This is a genomic window from Motilibacter peucedani (assembly GCF_003634695.1).
GTDB classification, from domain to species: Bacteria; Actinomycetota; Actinomycetes; order Motilibacterales; family Motilibacteraceae; genus Motilibacter; species Motilibacter peucedani.
The window spans coordinates 158,708-175,697 of the sequence record NZ_RBWV01000011.1 but is presented as its reverse complement, the minus strand read 5'-3'; the positions used below and the strand labels follow the sequence as shown (position 1 = coordinate 175,697).

At 74.3% G+C, this 16,990-nt stretch carries 18 protein-coding genes; 11 read left to right on the top strand and 7 right to left on the bottom strand.

Going from position 1 to position 16,990, the window contains the following annotated elements:
* Positions 1-4 precede the first annotated feature (4 nt).
* Complete coding sequence (locus CLV35_RS09125; RefSeq protein WP_231121654.1) at positions 5-748, top strand: MBL fold metallo-hydrolase; 744 nt, start codon at positions 5-7, stop codon at positions 746-748.
* Here CLV35_RS09125 and CLV35_RS09120 read toward each other — a convergent pair.
* Positions 729-1,403 (bottom strand): Crp/Fnr family transcriptional regulator, encoded by a 675-nt coding sequence (locus tag CLV35_RS09120; RefSeq protein WP_121193501.1) that lies wholly within the window; start codon positions 1,401-1,403, stop codon positions 729-731. The two genes, CLV35_RS09125 and CLV35_RS09120, sit on opposite strands and share 20 nt — an antisense overlap.
* 112 nt (positions 1,404-1,515) lie before the next feature.
* Positions 1,516-2,040: an RsiG family protein gene (locus CLV35_RS09115; RefSeq protein WP_147431914.1), complete on the bottom strand. Its 525-nt coding sequence runs from the start codon at positions 2,038-2,040 to the stop codon at positions 1,516-1,518.
* Between the two features lie 164 nt (positions 2,041-2,204).
* On the opposite strand from CLV35_RS09115, the gene nth reads away from it, so the two are divergent.
* From nth to CLV35_RS09100, 3 genes are read left to right on the top strand one after another with little or no spacing between them, the layout of a single operon-like run.
* Entirely contained in the window at positions 2,205-3,011 is an 807-nt protein-coding gene (gene nth / locus CLV35_RS09110; protein ID WP_121193162.1) for an endonuclease III, read from the top strand.
* Positions 3,008-3,709, top strand: coding sequence for an NUDIX hydrolase (locus tag CLV35_RS09105; RefSeq protein WP_231121653.1), 702 nt, complete (start codon positions 3,008-3,010; stop codon positions 3,707-3,709). Before nth ends, CLV35_RS09105 begins: the two co-directional genes overlap by 4 nt.
* Complete coding sequence (locus CLV35_RS09100; protein WP_121193499.1) at positions 3,706-4,887, top strand: MarP family serine protease; 1,182 nt, start codon at positions 3,706-3,708, stop codon at positions 4,885-4,887. Before CLV35_RS09105 ends, CLV35_RS09100 begins: the two co-directional genes overlap by 4 nt.
* Here CLV35_RS09100 and CLV35_RS09095 read toward each other — a convergent pair.
* The 4 genes from CLV35_RS09095 to CLV35_RS09080 all read right to left on the bottom strand — a co-directional run bounded on the left by CLV35_RS09095 (position 4,797) and on the right by CLV35_RS09080 (position 9,579).
* Entirely contained in the window at positions 4,797-5,744 is a 948-nt protein-coding gene (locus CLV35_RS09095) for a 3-methyladenine DNA glycosylase (protein ID WP_407938202.1), read from the bottom strand. The two genes, CLV35_RS09100 and CLV35_RS09095, sit on opposite strands and share 91 nt — an antisense overlap.
* Before the next feature lie 12 nt (positions 5,745-5,756).
* On the bottom strand, positions 5,757-7,301 hold the full coding sequence (locus CLV35_RS09090) for a sensor histidine kinase (protein ID WP_121193161.1): 1,545 nt from the start codon (positions 7,299-7,301) through the stop codon (positions 5,757-5,759).
* The gene (locus CLV35_RS09085) at positions 7,298-7,993 is read right to left on the bottom strand and encodes a response regulator transcription factor (protein WP_121193160.1); all 696 of its coding nucleotides are present in this window, start codon (positions 7,991-7,993) and stop codon (positions 7,298-7,300) included. Before CLV35_RS09085 ends, CLV35_RS09090 begins: the two co-directional genes overlap by 4 nt.
* Before the next feature lie 158 nt (positions 7,994-8,151).
* The gene (locus CLV35_RS09080; protein ID WP_121193159.1) at positions 8,152-9,579 is read right to left on the bottom strand and encodes a S1C family serine protease; all 1,428 of its coding nucleotides are present in this window, start codon (positions 9,577-9,579) and stop codon (positions 8,152-8,154) included.
* Between the two features lie 100 nt (positions 9,580-9,679).
* Here CLV35_RS09080 and CLV35_RS09075 point away from each other — a divergent pair, with 100 nt between their 5' ends.
* From CLV35_RS09075 to CLV35_RS09060, 4 genes are all read left to right on the top strand, one after another.
* Positions 9,680-10,948, top strand: coding sequence for an MFS transporter (locus CLV35_RS09075; protein ID WP_407938199.1), 1,269 nt, complete (start codon positions 9,680-9,682; stop codon positions 10,946-10,948).
* Positions 10,945-12,195, top strand: coding sequence for an FAD-binding protein (locus CLV35_RS09070; protein ID WP_121193157.1), 1,251 nt, complete (start codon positions 10,945-10,947; stop codon positions 12,193-12,195). Before CLV35_RS09075 ends, CLV35_RS09070 begins: the two co-directional genes overlap by 4 nt.
* Positions 12,196-12,202: 7 nt before the next feature.
* A complete protein-coding gene (locus CLV35_RS09065) occupies positions 12,203-13,447 on the top strand; it encodes a kynureninase (protein WP_231121651.1) in 1,245 nt (414 codons plus the stop codon).
* A 74-nt stretch (positions 13,448-13,521) separates the two neighbouring features.
* Complete coding sequence (locus tag CLV35_RS09060; protein ID WP_121193156.1) at positions 13,522-13,731, top strand: hypothetical protein; 210 nt, start codon at positions 13,522-13,524, stop codon at positions 13,729-13,731.
* 76 nt (positions 13,732-13,807) lie between these two features.
* On the opposite strand, the gene CLV35_RS09055 is transcribed toward CLV35_RS09060, so the two are convergent.
* Positions 13,808-14,692: a mechanosensitive ion channel family protein gene (locus CLV35_RS09055; RefSeq protein ID WP_231121650.1), complete on the bottom strand. Its 885-nt coding sequence runs from the start codon at positions 14,690-14,692 to the stop codon at positions 13,808-13,810.
* A gap of 100 nt (positions 14,693-14,792) precedes the next feature.
* Here CLV35_RS09055 and CLV35_RS09050 point away from each other — a divergent pair, with 100 nt between their 5' ends.
* Genes CLV35_RS09050 through CLV35_RS09040 form a run of 3 tightly spaced genes read left to right on the top strand, consistent with a single transcriptional unit; the run spans position 14,793 to position 16,986 of the window.
* Positions 14,793-15,074, top strand: a complete 282-nt coding sequence (locus CLV35_RS09050) for a hypothetical protein (RefSeq protein WP_147431913.1) — start codon at positions 14,793-14,795, stop codon at positions 15,072-15,074.
* Between the two features lie 6 nt (positions 15,075-15,080).
* Complete coding sequence (locus CLV35_RS09045) at positions 15,081-16,208, top strand: SPFH domain-containing protein (protein WP_121193153.1); 1,128 nt, start codon at positions 15,081-15,083, stop codon at positions 16,206-16,208.
* 37 nt (positions 16,209-16,245) lie between these two features.
* On the top strand, positions 16,246-16,986 hold the full coding sequence (locus tag CLV35_RS09040) for a dienelactone hydrolase family protein (RefSeq protein WP_231121649.1): 741 nt from the start codon (positions 16,246-16,248) through the stop codon (positions 16,984-16,986).
* Positions 16,987-16,990: the final 4 nt, after the last annotated feature.

Sequence of the window (16,990 nt, the reverse complement as noted above, 5' to 3'; positions counted from 1 at the left end):
TGCCGTGGTGCCCGGAAGCGCCCAGCTGCCGGCCGGCGTGGTGCTCGTCCGGGCCGACAACCCCGGCCCCATGACCCTCGAGGGCACCAACACCTGGGTGGTCGACGGCCCGCACGGCGTGCTCGTGGTCGACCCGGGCCCGCTCGACGAGCAGCACCTGGCCGCGGTCCGCCTCGCCGCTGCCTCGACCGGTCCGGTGGCCGGCATCGTCGTCACCCACCGCCACGCCGACCACGCCGCCGGGGCCGAGCGCTTCGCCGGGCTCACGGGCGCACCCCTGGTGGCGCCGACCGCCGACGGACAGCCGCTGCCCGGCGGAGCGGCCCGCTGGCTGACGACCCCCGGCCACACCGACGACTCCGGCTGCGTGCTCCTCGACGGCGCCGTGCTGACGGGAGACACCGTCCTCGGCCGCGGCACCACGGTCATCGACGGGCGCGCCGGCGGCTCGCTCGCCGACTACCTCGCCTCGCTCGAGCGGCTGGCCGGGCTCGGCGAGCTCACCGTGCTGCCCGGCCACGGGCCGGTGCTGCCCTCGTTGCGGGAGGTCGCGAGCGCCCTGCTGGCGCACCGGCGCGAGCGTGTCGAGCACGTACGCGCCGCCCGGCTCGCCGGCGCCACCACCGCCGAGGAGGTGGTGGCCGCGGTCTACCCGGGGTTGGCCGACGACCTGACCTTCGCCGCGGTGCTCTCGACGCAGGCGGCCCTGGACCACCTGGACGCGGAGGTCAGCCCGCCCGGCGGCTGAGCCGGTCGACGTCGAGCAGCACGACGGCGCGCGCCTCGTGGCGCAGCCACCCGCGCTGCTGGAAGTCGGCGAGCGCCTTGTTGACCGTCTCGCGGGAGGCGCCGACCAGCTGGGCGAGCTCTTCCTGGGTGAGGTCGTGGGTGACGTGGATGCCCTCGTCGCCCTGCACGCCGAAGCGACGGGCCAGGTCGAGCAGCGCCTTCGCCACGCGTCCGGGCACGTCGCTGAAGACGAGGTCCGAGAGGTTGTCGTTGGTGCGGCGCAGCCGACGGGCGAGCGCGCGCAGCATGGCGATCGCCACGTCGGGGCGCCGGCGGATCCACGGGTCGAGGTCGGAGTTGCCCAGCCCGATCAGCGTGGTGCCGGTGACCGCGGTCGCCGTCGACGTGCGCGGGCCCGGGTCGAAGAGCGACAGCTCGCCGAACATCTCGCCCGGGCCGAGGATGCTGAGGAGGTTCTCGCGGCCGTCGGCCGACGTGCGGCCGAGCTTGATCTTGCCCTCGGTCACCACGTAGAGCCGGTCACCCTCGTCGCCCTCGGCGAACAGCACGTCGCCGCGCGACAGCGTGACCTCGACCATCGTCGAGCGCAGCTCCGCCACGGCCTCGTCGTCGAGCGCCGCGAACAACGGAGCCCGTCGCACGTGGTCTGACACGACCGCATCGTCGCTGTTCACGCCTGGCAGTCTGCCTCATCCGGCCACGGGTGCGTAGGGCCTACCCCGCAACCGTCGCGTGTCGCTCGCCCGTCCGGCGCAGTGCGACGGGTCAGACGGGCAGCGCCACCAGGCAGAGGCGGGGGTCCACTGCGTACCTCGCCACCAGGTCGCGGGTCGCCGAGTCGATGCGCTGGTGCAGCGCGTGGCGGTAGGTGGACAGCGTGGTGTCCATCTCGACCAGCGTCTCGAGCAGCGCGGCGCGGCCGCCCGCGTCGGTCGGGTCGACCGCCTTCCACACGGCCTCGAGGCCAGGGAGCGGAGGCAGCAGGTCGTCGCCGCTGGCGGTGACGTACGCGGTGCGGCCCGGGAGCACCTGCTCCTGGCTGAGCACCTCGCGCAGCCGGTCGACGCCGAAGTCGCCCTGCTGGCGCAGGACGTCGGCGCGGGCCTGGACCAGGCGACGCCAGTAGGACACCCGGTTCTCCTCCGAGGCGAGCTCGGCGCGCAGGGCGCGCAGCTCGGCCAGGCTGAGGTGGGCGAGGTCGGCCTCGCGGGGGGGCATCGGGCGGGTTCCCCGGCGTACCGGCGGGATCCCGAGCGCCGCCACGGGCAGCTCGTCGATCTCGGTCGTCATGTCCACAGGTCCTTCGGTGCGGGGCGGGGTCGGCATGGGGGGTGTCCGTTCTCGCCCGCTCGCACAGGCGACGGAGAAGGAGTCGTCGGGCAACCGCAGGGCCTTGACCCCCCGGCGCGCAGCGTCACCCGGACGGCGTCGGTGGGCCGTCGTACGCTGAGCCCGTGGCCACCCGATCATCGACACGACCCGGCGCGGCCACGGGAGCGGCGGCAGATCCCGCGCTCGCGGGCGCCCCGCGCTCCTCGGAGTCGCGCACCGCACTCGTACGCCGCGCCCGCCGCATCGACCGGCTGCTGGCCGAGCGCTACCCCGACGCCCACTGCGAGCTCGACTTCGCGAACCCGCTGCAGCTGCTGGTCGCCACGGTGCTCTCGGCGCAGACGACCGACGTGCGGGTCAACATGGTGACGCCGGTGCTCTTCGCCCGCTTCCCGACCGCCGCCGACCTCGCGGCCGCCGACCGGGCCGAGCTCGAGACGATCATCCAGTCGACCGGCTTCTTCCGGCAGAAGGCGCAGTCGGTGCTCGGGCTGGCGCAGGCGCTGGTCGAGCGGCACGGCGGCGAGGTGCCGCCGCGGCTCGACGACCTGGTGCAGCTGCCGGGCGTCGGTCGCAAGACGGCCAACGTCGTGCTCGGCAACGCCTTCGGCATCCCCGGCATCACGGTCGACACCCACTTCGGGCGGCTGGCCCGCAGGTTCGGCTGGACGGCGTCGGAGGACCCGGTCGTCGTCGAGAGCGAGGTCGGGGCGCTGTTCGAGAAGAAGAGCTGGACCATGCTCAGCCACCGGCTGATCTTCCACGGCCGGCGCACCTGCCACTCGCGCAAGCCCGCGTGCGGCGCCTGCCCGGTGGCGACGCTCTGCCCGGCCTACGGCACCGGCGAGACCGACCCCGAGAAGGCCGCGAAGCTCGTCAAGGACCTCGTGCCGGTCGACGCGGCCGCGCCGCTCGGGACGCTGGGGTGACTGCGGCGCGCGAGGCGGAGCCGGTCGGGCTGCCGCCTGCGCTCGCGCCGCTGGGAGGGCTCGTCGGCCGCGTACGCCGCGAGGACCTCAGCCGGCACCTGACCCCCGCCGAGGGCGGGCGGCCCTCCGCGGTCCTGCTCGTGTTCGCCGTCGGCGACGCGGGCGCCGAGGTGCTGCTGCTCCAGCGCGCGGCGGGCCTGCGCAACCACCCGGGCCAGGTCGCCTTCCCCGGCGGGTCGGTCGACGCCGGGGAGTCGCTGGTCGAGTGCGCCGTGCGCGAGGCCGAGGAGGAGACCGGCCTCGACCCGGCGGGCGTCCGCGTGCTCGGCACGCTGCCTTCGCTCTACCTGCCACCGAGCGGCTACGTCGTCACGCCGGTGCTCGCGTGGGAGGCGGCGCCGTCCCCGGTCGCGCCCGGCGACCCCGGCGAGGTGTCGTCGGTCCACCGCGTCAGCGTCCGCGACCTGGTCGACCCGGCCCACCGCCTGCGGGTGCGGCACCCGGCGTCGGGCTACGTCGGGCCGGCGTTCGCCGTCGACGGGCTGCTGGTGTGGGGCTTCACCGCCATGCTCCTGTCGTCGGTGCTGCGGCTCGCCGGCTGGGAGCGGCCGTGGGACCAGGAGGCCGAGCCGGTCGACGCGCCGGCGGCGCCCTCGGCCGCCGGGCCGGCTGCTGCCCCGCCCGGACCCGCGGCGTGATCCTCGACGTCGTCCTCGTCGTGGCCGCCCTCAGCTTCGCGCTCTCCGGCTGGCGGCAGGGCCTGATCGTCGGGGCGCTCGGCTTCGCCGGCTTCCTCGGCGGCGGCATCGCCGCGATGGTGCTCACGCCGCGGGTCGTGCAGGACTGGTCGACCGGTGCGTGGCAGACCGTTATCGCCGCCGGCATCGTGCTGGTCTGCGCGCTGATCGGGCAGGTGCTGCTCACGGCGGTCGGCAGCCGCCTGCGCCGGGTGCTGGTGTGGGGACCGCTGCGGATCGTCGACTCGACGCTGGGCGCCGTCATCAGCGTGCTCGGCATGCTGGTGATCTCGTGGTTCCTCGCCACAGCCGCGCGCAGCTCGTCGGTGCCCGAGATCTCCCGGGCGGTGGGGCAGTCGCACGTGCTGCGTACCGTCGACGACGCGATGCCGACGTCGGCGCGTGGGCTGTTCGCCTCGTTCCGGGGCCTCCTCGACGAGGGGCAGTTCCCACAGGTCTTCGGTGGTCTGTCGCCTGAGCGCATTCTGCCGGTGTCACCGCCCGATGACAGTCCTCTCTATACCACTCCGGTCCGGCGGGCCGGGCGCAGCATCGTGCAGGTGGTGGGGTCGGCTCCGTCGTGCGACCGGCGCATCGAAGGGTCGGGGTTCGTCTACGCCAGCCACCACGTACTCACCAACGCCCACGTGGTCGCAGGGGTCAAGGCGCCCACGGTCAGCGTGGCCGGCACCGGGCCCGACCTGCCGGCGACGGTCGTCGCGTTCGACCCGAAGCGCGACGTGGCGGTGCTGTGGGTGCCCGGCCTGACTGCGGCGCCGCTGCCGCTCGTGACCGGCGCGTCGCGGGGTGACACCGCTGTGGTCGCGGGCTTCCCGCGCGGCGGGCCCTACCGGCTCGCGGCCGCCCGGGTGCGCGAGCAGCTGCGCGCGCACGGGCCCGACATCTACGGCTCGGCCCGCACCACGCGCGACGTGCTCTCGCTCTACTCGCGCGTGCTGCCCGGCAACTCCGGCGGGCCGCTGCTCACGCCGAAGGGCGGCGTCTACGGCGTCGTGTTCGCCAAGTCCGTCGACGACCCGCGCACCGGCTACGCGCTCTCCGTCGGCGAGGTCTCGCCCGTCGCCGACCGCGCCCGCTCCCTCGTCCGCCCCGTCCCCACCGGCCCCTGCGTGCACTGACCAGCGGCCGGGGACCCGGTGAGCCGGCGGGCGGCGGGGAGGAGGCGGGCGCGGAGGGCGGCGGCCTCGGCGGCGAACGCGCGCTGCGCCGCTGCGTACTCGGCCCTGCCGGCGGCCGTCTCGATCTCGACCGGCGCGTAGCCCAGCTCCGACAGGTCGTAGGGCGAGGCGCGCATGTCGAGCTCGCGGACCCGCCGGGCCAGCTCGAAGCAGTCGGCCACCAGCTCGGACTCGACCCACGGCGAGAGCTTGTAGGCCCACTTGTAGAGGTCCATGTTGGCGTGCAGGCAGCCGCCCTGCTCCATCGCAGCCTGCGTCTCGCGCGTCGGCTGCACCGCGTTGAGCGGCCGCGCCGACGGCGTGAAGAACCGGAACGCGTCGAAGTGCGTGCACCGCACCGGCATCGACTCGACCACGGCGGTCGTGCCGGCGGACCCGAGGCGCAGGGGATAGGCCGAGTGGCGCACAGTGGACTGCTCGCTGCCGTGCACCATCGCCCACTCGTGCAGCCCGAAGCACCCGAACGACGCAGGCCGCGAGGCCGTGCGCGCGAGGAGGTCGGCCACCCACGACGCCGTACGCTGCACCCGCTCCGGCGCGGGCGCGAGCTCCGCGCCCCCGGTGGTCGCGACGAAGCCGGCGCCCAGTTGGGCCGGGTCGGCGTCCGCCAGCACGACCGAGGGCCCCGGGCTCCACCGCCGCAGGGCACCCCGCCGCTGGGAGTAGTAGGTGAAGAGGAAGTCCTCCACCGGGTGGGGCTCCTGCCGCCGCGCGCGCTCCTCGGCGGGCACGACCCACTCGTCGACCCGCCGGCGGTGGGCGTCGCGACGAGCGGTCCACGTCGGGAGGTCGAGCAGCACGGGTCCAGCCTAGGCGCGCTGCTCCAGCTCCTGCGGCGCAGCGGGAGCGGCGGCAGCCGCGTGCAGCGGCAGCAGCACCCGGAAGACCGCGCCGCTGCCCGGAGCGGTGTCGACGCCGACGGTGCCGCCGTGCGCCGCGACGATGGCGGCGACGATCGAGAGGCCCAGCCCGTATCCGCTGGCGCCCTGCTCGGCGCGCACGCGCGAGGAGTCGGCCCGGAAGAACCGCTCGAAGATCCGCCGCGCGTCCTCCTCCTGGATGCCCGGTCCCTGGTCGGCCACCTCGACGACCGCGGCGGGCAGCCCGCCGGCCGTGACGACCCTGCCGGCGCGGACGGTCACCGGCGTACCCGCAGGCGTGTGCACCAGCGCGTTGCGCGTCAGGTTCGCCAGCACCTGGCGAAGCTTTCCCTCGTCGCCGACCACCACCGGCGCCTCCGGGCCCAGCCGCTCGAAGCGCACCGGCCGGTCCGGCGCCACGGCCTGCGCGTCGAGCACGGCGTCCTCCGCGAGTCGCGCCAGGTCGACCGGCGCGCGCTCGAGCGGGCGCTGCTGGTCGAGCCGGGCCAGCAACAGGAGGTCCTCGACGAGGCCGGTCATCCGCGTCGCCTCGCCCTCGATGCGGCCCATGACCCGGTCGACGTCGGCGGGCTCGGAGACCGCGCCCTGCCTGTAGAGCTCGGCGAACCCGCGGATGGAGGTCAGGGGCGTACGCAGCTCGTGGCTCGCGTCGCCGATGAACCGGCGCATCCGCTCCTCCGAGCTGCGCGCCTCGGCCTCAGAGCGCGCCTGCGACCGGAAGGCGGACTCGATCTGCGCGACCATCGAGTTGAACGCCCGGCCCAGCCGCCCGACCTCCGTGCGCGGGTCGATCTCGGGTACGCGGCGGCTGAGGTCGCCGCCCGCGATCGCGAGCGCCGTGCGCTCGACGCCGACGAGCGGGCGCAGCGAGCGGCGGATGATGACGAAGCTGACGAGGCCGAGGAGCACGAGCAGGGCGAGCCCGACCACGAGCTCGATGAGTCGCAGCTTGCTCAACGTCGCGTCGACCTCGTCGAGGCTGTAGGCGACGGTGAAGCTGATGCCGGGCTGCGTGCTCAGAAAGACCGTGGCACGCCACGAGTGGTCTCCGTGGACCGCTCCCACCGTGAACGGCTTGCCCGCGCGCGCCTGCGCCTCGTCCCAGGAGATGGCGGGCAGCTGCGGCACGTCGTCGTCGTTGTAGTTCGAGGCGAAGGTGTCGATCTGGGAGCCGTCGACGTCGTTGGCGCGCACGTAGTAGGAGCTGGGCAGCTGGCCGGCGGTGACCCGGTCACGGCGGATCTGTCCCAGGGCCTGCTGCGCGACCTGGACGCCTGTCGACTCCAGCTGGTCGTCGACCCGCCCGACCAGCGAGCTGCGCAGTGCCGCCCCGGCGGCGACGCCCATGACCAGCAGCGCCACGGTGACCATGCTCAGCATCGCCGCGACCAGCCGGACGCGCAGCGGGACTCCGGCGTTCAGCGCCGAGAACCGCCGCCACGCCCTGCCCGCCACGGCGGCGGGGGAGGTCATGTGCGTGGCTGGCGCAAGACGTACCCGACCCCGCGCAGCGTGTGGAGCAGCCGCGGCTCGGTCGTGTCGACCTTCTTGCGCAGGTAGGAGATGTAGGACTCGACGACGTTGGCGTCGCCGCCGAAGTCGTACTGCCACACGGCGTCGAGGATCTGCGCCTTCGACAGCACCCGCCCGGGGTTGGTGAGGAAGTAGCGCAGCAGCTTGAACTCGGTGGGGGAGAGCTGCACGGCCGAGCCGGCCTTGCGCACCTCGTGGGTGTCCTCGTCCACCTCGATGTCGGCGAAGCTGAGGACGTGGCGCTCGGCCGCAGCGGTGTCGCGCGCCCGGCGGAGCACGGCGCGGATGCGCGCGAGCATCTCCTCGAGGCTGAACGGCTTGGTGACGTAGTCGTCGGCGCCCAGCGTCAGCCCGCTCACCTTGTCCTCCGTCGCGTCGCGCGCGGTCAGCAGCACGACGGGCACGCGCGAGCCGTTCTCGCGCATGCGGCGCAGTACGGTGAGCCCGTCGATGCCCGGCATCATCACGTCGAGCACGACGAGCTCGGGGTCGTAGGTCTTCATGACCTCGAGCGCCTCGCGCCCGTCGGCGGCCACGGCGACGTCGAACCCGGCGAAGCGCAGGCTCGCCGAGAGCAGCTCGCGGATGTTGGGCTCGTCGTCGACGACGAGCAGCCGGGCCTCCGCAGTCATCGCCTCTCCCGCTGGTGGGTTCCGGGACGCGTCACCGTCCCGCACGATGTGACTTCCTGCCGATCTGATTGGCAAGGAGTCACATCGTGCCAATCCTGACGCGCCGCCGCCGGCGCCCACAGCGTACGGCTGCGGGCGCCGGCGGGCCGGTCGAGCGCTCAGCTGGCGGAGGCGCCCAGCGTCACGGTGACGGTGTGGCTGGAGCCGCCGCGGGTGTAGACGACCTCGACCTTGTCGCCGGGCTGGTGGCCCGAGATCACGGCCTGCAGGCCGTCGGCGTCGTTCACGGCCTGGCCGCCCACCGAGGTGATGACGTCGCCCTTGGCGATGCCGGCCGCGGCTGCGCCCGAGCCCGCCGAGACGCTGCCGACCAGCGCGCCGGAGCTGCCGTCGGTCGAGTCGGAGATGCTCACGCCGAGCAGCGGGTGGCGCACCGTCTCGCCCTTGGCGAGCTGGGCGGCGATGACCTTGGCCGTGTCGATCGGGATCGCGAAGCCGACGCCGATGCTGCCCGACTCGCCGGAGCCGCTGGAGAGCGAGGCGATCGCCGAGTTGATGCCCACGACCCGGCCGGCCGCGTCGACGAGCGCGCCGCCGGAGTTGCCGGGGTTGACCGCCGCGTCGGTCTGGATCGCGTTCTTCAGCACGGTGCCGCCGCTCGAGGACGACTGCGACTGGGGCTGCGACTGCGAGCCGAGGCCGGGGAACATCTGCTGCGGCGACTGCTGCTCCTCCTCGGCCGGGATGTCGACGCTGCGGTGCAGGGCGCTGACGATGCCGGCAGAGACCGAGCCCTCGAGGCCGAGCGGGTTGCCGATCGCGAGGACCGTGTCGCCCACGTGCAGGCTGCTGCTCGAGCCGAGCGTCGCCGGGGTCAGGCCGGAGACGCCCTCGGCCCGGATGACGGCGAGGTCGGTCGAGGGGTCGCGGCCGAGGATGCGCGCCTTGGCGCTCTTGCCGTCGGAGAACTTGACGGTCAGCGTGCCCCCGTTGGCGACCGCTGCCACCACGTGGTTGTTGGTGAGGATCTGGCCGTCGGCGGTCAGGATGACGCCCGAGCCCTCGCCGGCGCCGGAGTCGCTGGTGAACGACACCGAGACGACGCTCGGCGTCACCTTCGCCGCGACCTGTGCGAGCGACTGGGTCGGGGCGGTCGTCGCGGCAGCCGCACTGGTCGACGCGAACGCGGGGGCGGCTGCGGCGGTGCTGTCGCCGTCGTCGGTCGCGTGGGTGATCAGCGCACCGGCGGTGCCGCCCGCCAGCGCGACCACGGCGATCACCGCGGCAGCGGCGGTGCGGCGCGCCCAGGAGGCGCCGCGCACCGGTGCGGGACCGGGGACGCTGGGGGTCAGCAGCTCGGGGGTCGCGCCGGCCGGAGCGGTGTACGGGCGCTGGTAGTCGGGTCCGGTGGGGCCGTAGGCCGGGGGCTGGGGGGTGCCGGCAGCCGGGCCGTAGCCGAGACCCGAGGGGCCCGTCGCGTAGGGCGGCTGCGGGCCACGACTGGTCCGACCGTCGCTGCCGGCCCACCAGGCGCCGGACTCGGGCGAGGTGCCGTGGGGCTGGTTCGGTGTCGTGTCGTCGTTCATGTGTCCAGGTTGGGCTCGCTACCTGCAACGACCCTGGACAGCGCCTGTGAGGTTGCTGTCAGGGCTGCTGCCTCGGCGAGCGCTCCTCGCGTCGGCGAGGATGGTGGCCATGAGCAACGTGAGGCTGGGCCGGCTGCGCCGCGTCGCCCTCGATGTCGCGCCGCTGCAGACCGCCTCCTACCGGCGCCTGTGGATGGCGGAGAGCGTGTCCGCGATCGGGGTGCAGCTCACCGCCGTGGCCGTCGCGATCCAGGTCTTCGACCTCACCGGCTCCTCGCTGTGGGTGGGGGCGCTCGGTGCCGTCGGCTTCGTCCCTCTGGTGGTGCTCGGGCTCTGGGGCGGCTCGGTCGCCGACGCCGTCGACCGGCGCCGGCTCATCCTCGTCGCGGCCACCTGCGGCTGGGTGTGCACGCTGGGCCTGCTGGTCAACGAGCTCACCGGCCTGCACTCGCTGACCCTTCTCCTGCTGCTGGTGGCCGTGCAGTCAGGTGCCTTCGCGGTGTCGCAGCCCGCGCTCAACGCGGTCATCCCGCGCCTGCTCGAGCCCCGGCTGGTGCCGGCCGCGAACACCCTCGCGTTCACCACGTTCAACGCGGCCACGGTCGTGGGCCCGCTGTTCGCGAGCTTCCTGCTCCACATCGGCGGCTACGGCGTCGCCTACGGCGGCGACGCGCTGCTGTTCACCGCGATGCTCTACGCGGTGGTGCGCCTGCCACCGATCGAGCCGACCGGGCACACGAGCAGCCCGGGCCTGCGCTCGGTCCTCGACGGGCTGCAGTTCATCGGCACCCGGCCGGTGCTGCTGCTCAGCTTCGTGATCGACATCATCGCCATGGTCTTCGCCATGCCGCGCGCGATGTTCCCGCAGGCCGCGGCCGAGTGGTTCGGCGGCAAGCAGTACGCCGGCTGGCTCTACGCCGCCATCGCCCTCGGCGCGGTGCTCGGCGGGCTGTCGTCCGGGTGGATCGGACGCGTACGCCGCCAGGGGCTCGCGCTCGTCGCCGCGGTCGTCGGCTGGGGCCTCGCGGTCGCGGCGGCGGGACTGGCGCGTACGTTGTGGCTGGCCGTCGTCCTGCTCGCCGTCGCGGGCGCCGCGGACCTCGTCTCGGCGGTCTACCGCCAGACGCTGCTGCAGGTCTACGCGCCCGACGAGATGCGCGGGCGCATGCAGGGCGTCTTCACCGTCGTCGTGGCCGGCGGGCCGCGCCTGGGTGACCTGCGCGCCGGCGCGAGCGTCGCCGGCTTCGGGCTCGCGGGCGCGTGGGTCGGCGGCGGGCTGGTCTGCGCGGTGCTCGTCGTCGTGCTGGTCGCCCTGGCGCCCGCCTTGCGGAGGTACACCGCTGTGCAGCGGGATACCGTGACGCCATGAGCGAGCAGAACTGGGCCGGCAACGTGACGTTCTCGGCCAGCGAGGTCGTCCGGCCGACCACCGTCGCCGAGCTGCAGGAGCTCGTCGCCCGCAGCCCGCGCGTCCGGGCGCTGGGCACCGGCCACTCGTTCAGCACGGTCGCCGACACGACCGGCACGCTGGTCTCGCTCGCCGAGATGCCGGCGACCGTCGAGGTCGACAGCGAGGCGCAGACCGTACGCGTCGCCGCCGCCGTCCGCTTCGGCGAGATCGCCGCCGCGCTGCACGAGGCCGGCCTGGCTCTGCACAACATGGGCTCGCTGCCGCACATCTCGGTCGCGGGCGCCTGCGCGACCGGCACCCACGGCTCCGGCATCGGCAAGGGCAACCTCGCCTCGGCCGTGGTCGCGCTCGAGATGGTCACCGCCGACGGCTCGCTCGTGACCCTGCGCAAGGGCGACCCCGACTTCCCGGCCGCGGTGGTGGCCCTGGGCTCCCTCGGCATCGTCACCCACCTGACGCTCGCGGTGCAGCCGTCGTTCGAGGTGCGCCAGTGGGTCTACGACGACCTGTCCTTCGAGCAGGTGCTCGGCTCGTTCGACGAGGTCATGGGCGCCGGCTACAGCGTCAGTGCCTTCACCGACTGGAACGGCGACACCTTCACGACGACGTGGGTGAAGAAGCGCGTCGGCGACGAGGGTGACGGGGACGTGCCCGAGGCGTGGCTCGGCGGCCGGCTCGCCCCCGTGCAGCGGCACTGCATCGAGGGCATGCCGCCCGAGAACTGCACGCAGCAGCTCGGAGTGCCCGGCCCGTGGCACGAGCGGCTGCCGCACTTCCGCATGGAGTTCACGCCGAGCAACGGCGACGAGATCCAGTCCGAGTACCTCGTCGCGGCCGAGAACGGCCCCGACGCGCTGCGCGCGATCCACGGGGTGCGCGAGCAGATCGCGCCCGTGCTCCAGATCTCCGAGATCCGCACGATCGCGGCCGACGAGCTGTGGATGAGCGCCGCCTACGGCCGCGACTCGGTGGCGCTGCACTTCACCTGGATCTCCGACGCCGAGGCCGTCGCGCCCGCGCTGCGCGCGCTCGAGGAGGCCATCGCGCCGTTCGAGGCGCGCCCGCACTGGGGCAAGGTCTTCTCGGTCGAGCCGGAAGACGTGCGTGCGCTGTTCCCGCGGATCGAGGACTTCGGGAAGCTCACGCGCACCTACGACCCCGGGGGCAAGCTGCGCAACGCGTTCGTCGACACCTACCTCGGCTGACCCCCGCGTGACCACCGCCGACCGGCTGGCCGCGAGGGCCGCCGAGCTGGACTCCAGTGCCCCGCTCGCGGGCGCGCCGGAGCTCTTCTCCGTGCCCGAGGGGCTCGTCTACCTCGACGGCAACTCGCTCGGGCCGCTGCCGGTGTGCGTCCCCGCCGCGGTGGCCGACGTCGTCGAGCGGCAGTGGGGGCGCGACCTGATCGCCTCCTGGAACTCCGCCGACTGGTGGGGCGCCCCGCGCCGGGTCGGTGACCGCATCGCCCGGCTGCTCGGCGCCGACCCCGGCCAGGTGCTCGTGGGCGACAGCACCTCGGTGCAGCTCTACTCCTGCTATGTCAACGGACTGCGCCTGCGGCCGGGCCGACAGGTCGTCGTGACCGACCCGGACTCCTTCCCGACCGACCTCTACGTCCTGGACTCGGTGGCCGAGCTGCTCGACGCCGAGGTGGTGCTCGCCTCGCCGCCCGAGGTGCCCGAGCTGCTCTCGCGTCGCGGCGACGAGGTGGCGCTGGTCGCGCTCTCGCACGTCGACTACCGCACCGGCGAGCTGTGGGACCTGCCGCGGCTCACCGCCCGCGCCCACGAGGCCGGCGCCCTGACGCTGTGGGACCTCTGCCACTCTGCCGGCGCGCTGCCCGCCGGGCTCGACGACGCCGAGGTCGACATGGCCGTGGGCTGCGGCTACAAGTACCTCAACGGCGGCCCCGGCGCCCCGGCGTGGGTCTACGTCGCCGAGCGCCACCACCCCGTCTTCGTCTCGGCGGTCGCCGGCTGGAACGGCCACGCCCGCCCGTTCGCGATGTCGGGCACCTACGAGCCTGCCGACGGCATCGAGCGCGCGCGCAACGGCACGCCGCCGATGCTCTCGCTGCTCTCCCTCGAGAGCGCGCTGTCGGTGTTCGACGGGATCGAGGTCGACGACGTACGCGCCCGCTCGCTCTCGCTCACCGGCTTCTTCCTCGAGTGCGTAAACGTGCTCGTGCCGGAGGTGAAGGTCGCGACGCCGCGCGACCCGGCGCGGCGCGGGTCGCAGGTGTCGCTGCGGCACCCCGACGCGTACGCGGTGGTGCAGGCGCTCGCCGCGCACGGCGTCGTCGGCGACTACCGCGAGCCCGACATCGCCCGCTTCGGGTTCTCGCCGCTGACGCTCACGCACGCGCAGGTGCTGGAAGCGGTGCGCCAGCTGCACCTCGTGCTCGCGCGGCGCGAGCACACCGACCCGCGCTACGCGCGGCGGCTCGCCGTCACCTGAGCGGCTAGCTCGGCTGCGGCGCCGGCTGCTGGGAGCTGCCGCCCGCGGGCGCCTCGCTCGCCGGCGGAGGTGCGGTGGGCGTCGTGGTCGGCGTGGTGGTGGGCGTCGGCGTGCTGGTCGGGGTAGGCGTGCTCGAGGGGCTGCGGGTCGGTGACGGGCTGACCGCCGTCGCGCTCGGCGACGGCGTGGGCGTGGGCGACGACGTGCGCGAGTGCGTGGGCGACGGCGCCGGGGCGGGGGTGACCGGAGCCGTGGGGGCCGGGTCCGGGCGCACCGCGAGGTAGAGCCACAGCGTCAGCACGAAGAAGACGGCGAGCCCGTAGGTGGACCTCCGGCCGGGCAGCCGCGCCGGGACCCCTCTCACTCGACCTCCGTCGGGGCTGCGGTGTCGACCGTGCTGGGAGCGGACACGCCCTCGGCGAGCAGGGCCTCGGCGATGTGGCTGCGCAGCGAGCGGCCCACCTCGAACTGCCGGCCGGGCAGGGTCCGGGCGACCACGCGGATGTGGAACTGGTCGACGTCGATGCTCTCGACGCCCATCACGCTCGGCACGTCGAGCAGCAGGGGCTGCAGCTCGGGGTCCTCGTAGGCCGCCTGGCACGCCTGGCGCAGGATCGTGCTCACCCGTCCGACCTCGACGCTGGCCGGCACCGGCACGTCGACCACCGCCCGCGCCCAGCCGCGCGAGAGGTTGGTGACCTGCGCGATCTGGCCGTTGGGCGTCATGATCACCTCGCCGTCGAGCGAGCGGATGCTGGTCACCCGCAGCGTGACGTCCTCGACCGTGCCGATCGCGGGGGTGCCGACGCCGACGATGCTGATGCGGATGACGTCGCCGAAGCCGTACTGCCGCTCCGTGATGATGAAGAAGCCCGAGAGCAGGTCCTGCACGATGCGCTGGGCGCCGAAGCCGAGGGCGACGCCGGCAACGGTCGCCGGTGCCACCAGGCCGGTGAGCGGGATGCCGAGCCGCTGCACCACCAGCACCGCGGCCAGGCAGTAGACCAGGACCATCGTCAGCCAGGTGAGGACCTGGGCGACGGCGTGCCGGTGCTTGGTCGCCTCGGAGCGCACCAGCGCGTCGGTCTCCTGCGCCGCGTCGTCGATGCGGCTGGTGATGCGGTTGCCGACGTGGCGGATGACCCGCGTCAGCAGGATCGTGCCGGTGACGATCAGGACGATCTCCAGCCCGTGGCCCTTGGCCCAGTCCTGCACGTCGGCAGGCGGGGTCAGGAAGTCGGGCACGCGCCCCATTCTGGCCGCAGCGCCGTCCGCCACCGCACCGGGGGAGCCCCCTGTGGACACCGGGCGCGCGGGTCGGCGCCGGCCCGACACAATGTCCCCCGTGGAGGACAGCGCGCTGCGGGGGCTCGTCGGTGAGGTCGTCACCCGTGTGCGGGGGCCGCACGAGCCGGGCGAGGTGCGCCTGCTCTTCCACGGCTGCTGGGAGACGCTGATCGCCTATGGCGACGGGCCGCTGGCGCGCGGGCAGTCGGTGCTGGTCACCGGGTCCCGCGGAGCCGGCGCGGTCGAGGTCATCGCGTGGGCGGGCGAGGTCCCGCCGGAGCCTGGTGCGCTCGGCACCCGGTCGTTCGACGAGCTCGCCACCGGCGAGATGGAGGAGTAGGGCTGCATGTTCGGCTACCGGGTGCCCGCACCAGACGAGGCCATGATCATCTCGGGCGGCAAGCAGAAGGGCGACGAGGGCGGCGTGCTGCCGTTCCGCATCGTCACCGGCCACGGCGCCTGGGTGCTGCCGGTCTTCCGCAAGGTCTCCTACCTCACGCTCGCCATGCGCGAGGCGACGGTCGTGGAGGACTGCGTCAGCCAGCAGGGCATCTCGCTCGCCGTGCGCGCGGTCATCGCCTTCAAGGTCGGCAGCGACACGGCCTCGATCGCCGCGGCGGCCCAGCGCTTCCTCGCCAACCAGAACCAGATGGACGAGCTCACCGGCCAGATCTTCGCCGGCCACCTGCGCTCGATCGTCGGCAGCATGACCGTCGAGGCGATCATCCGCGAGCGCCAGACCCTCGCCGAGAACGTCCTCGACGCCTCCAAGATCGAGATGGCCAAGATCGGCCTCACCGTCGACAGCCTGCAGATCCAGTCGATCGACGACAAGGGCAGCGGCTACATCCGCGCGCTCGCCGCGCCCCACCAGGCCGCGGTCAACCAGGCCGCGCAGATCGCGCAGGCCGTCGCCGACCAGGCCAGTGCCATGGCCCGCCAGGAGAGCGACCGCAACCAGGCCGAGTACGCGCGGCAGACCGCCGTCGCCCGCGCGCAGTACCAGGCCGAGATCGACACCGCCCAGCAGAAGGCCTCGCAGGCCGGCCCGCTCGCCGCGGCCCAGGCCCAGCAGGCCGTGCTCGCCGAGCAGGCGCTGGTCGCGGCCAAGAACGCCGAGCTGCGCGAGGCCCAGCTGATCGCCGAGGTCGTCAAGCCCGCGCAGGCCGAGGCCGAGCGCATCCGCACCCTCGCCCAGGCGCAGGCCGAGGCGACCCGGCTGTCGGCCGAGGCGGCGGCCGCCGAGGGCCGCATCGCGCTCGACCAGGCCGTGATCGCCCAGCTGCCCGACCTCGTCCGGGCGGCGGCGGCCGGGCTGCAGGGCGCCAACCTCACCGTGCTCGACGGCGCGCAGGGGCTCAACGGCGCCGTGGCATCGCTGGCCGCGCAGGGCATCTCCATCCTCGACACCGTGCGCGGCGGGCTCGCCAGCGCGGGCGCGGCGTCGCGCGACGGGTCGTCCGGCGAGGGGTGACGGCCCGCGCCGGTGGGACGCGGGTTAGCGTGCGGCGGTGAGCGACGAGATGCGGTGCGAGCGGATCCGGTACGTCGGCGCCGACGGCGACGAGGTCGAGGCCTACACGGCCCGGCCGCTGGGCGGCGGCTCCCGCGGGGGTGTGGTGGTCCTCCACCACATGCCCGGGTGGGACCGCGCGACCAAGGAGATCACGCGCCGGTTCGCCGAGCTCGGCTACGACGCGGTTCTGCCGAACCTGCACTACCGCGACGCGCCCGGCGCCGACCCCGACGACGCCGCAGCCGCCTCGCGCGCCAATGGCGGCGTGCCCGACGACCGCTTCCTCGGCGACACGGCCGGCGCGCTCGAGTGGCTCCGCTTGCTCGACACCTCGAACGGCAAGGTCGGCAGCATCGGCTACTGCTCGGGCGGACGGCAGTCGCTGCTCGCCGCGACGGCGCTGCCCCTCGACGCGGCGGTCGACTGCTACGGCGGCAACGTCGTGCGCCCCGCCCCCTCCGACTTCCCCATCCGCATCGCGCCGATCGACGACCGGGTGCCCGACCTGCGCTGCCCGCTGCTCGGGCTGTTCGGCGAGGAGGACCACAACCCCTCGCCCGAGGACGTCGCCCGGCTCGAGGAGCTGCTGCAGGCCGCCGGCAAGGACTACGAGTTCCACACCTACGAGGGCGCCGGCCACGGCTTCTTCGCGAGCAACCGCCCGGCCTACCGGGTCGCGGCGGCCAACGAGGGGTGGGAGCGGATCGCCGCCTTCTACGCCCGGACCCTGGGCTGAGGAG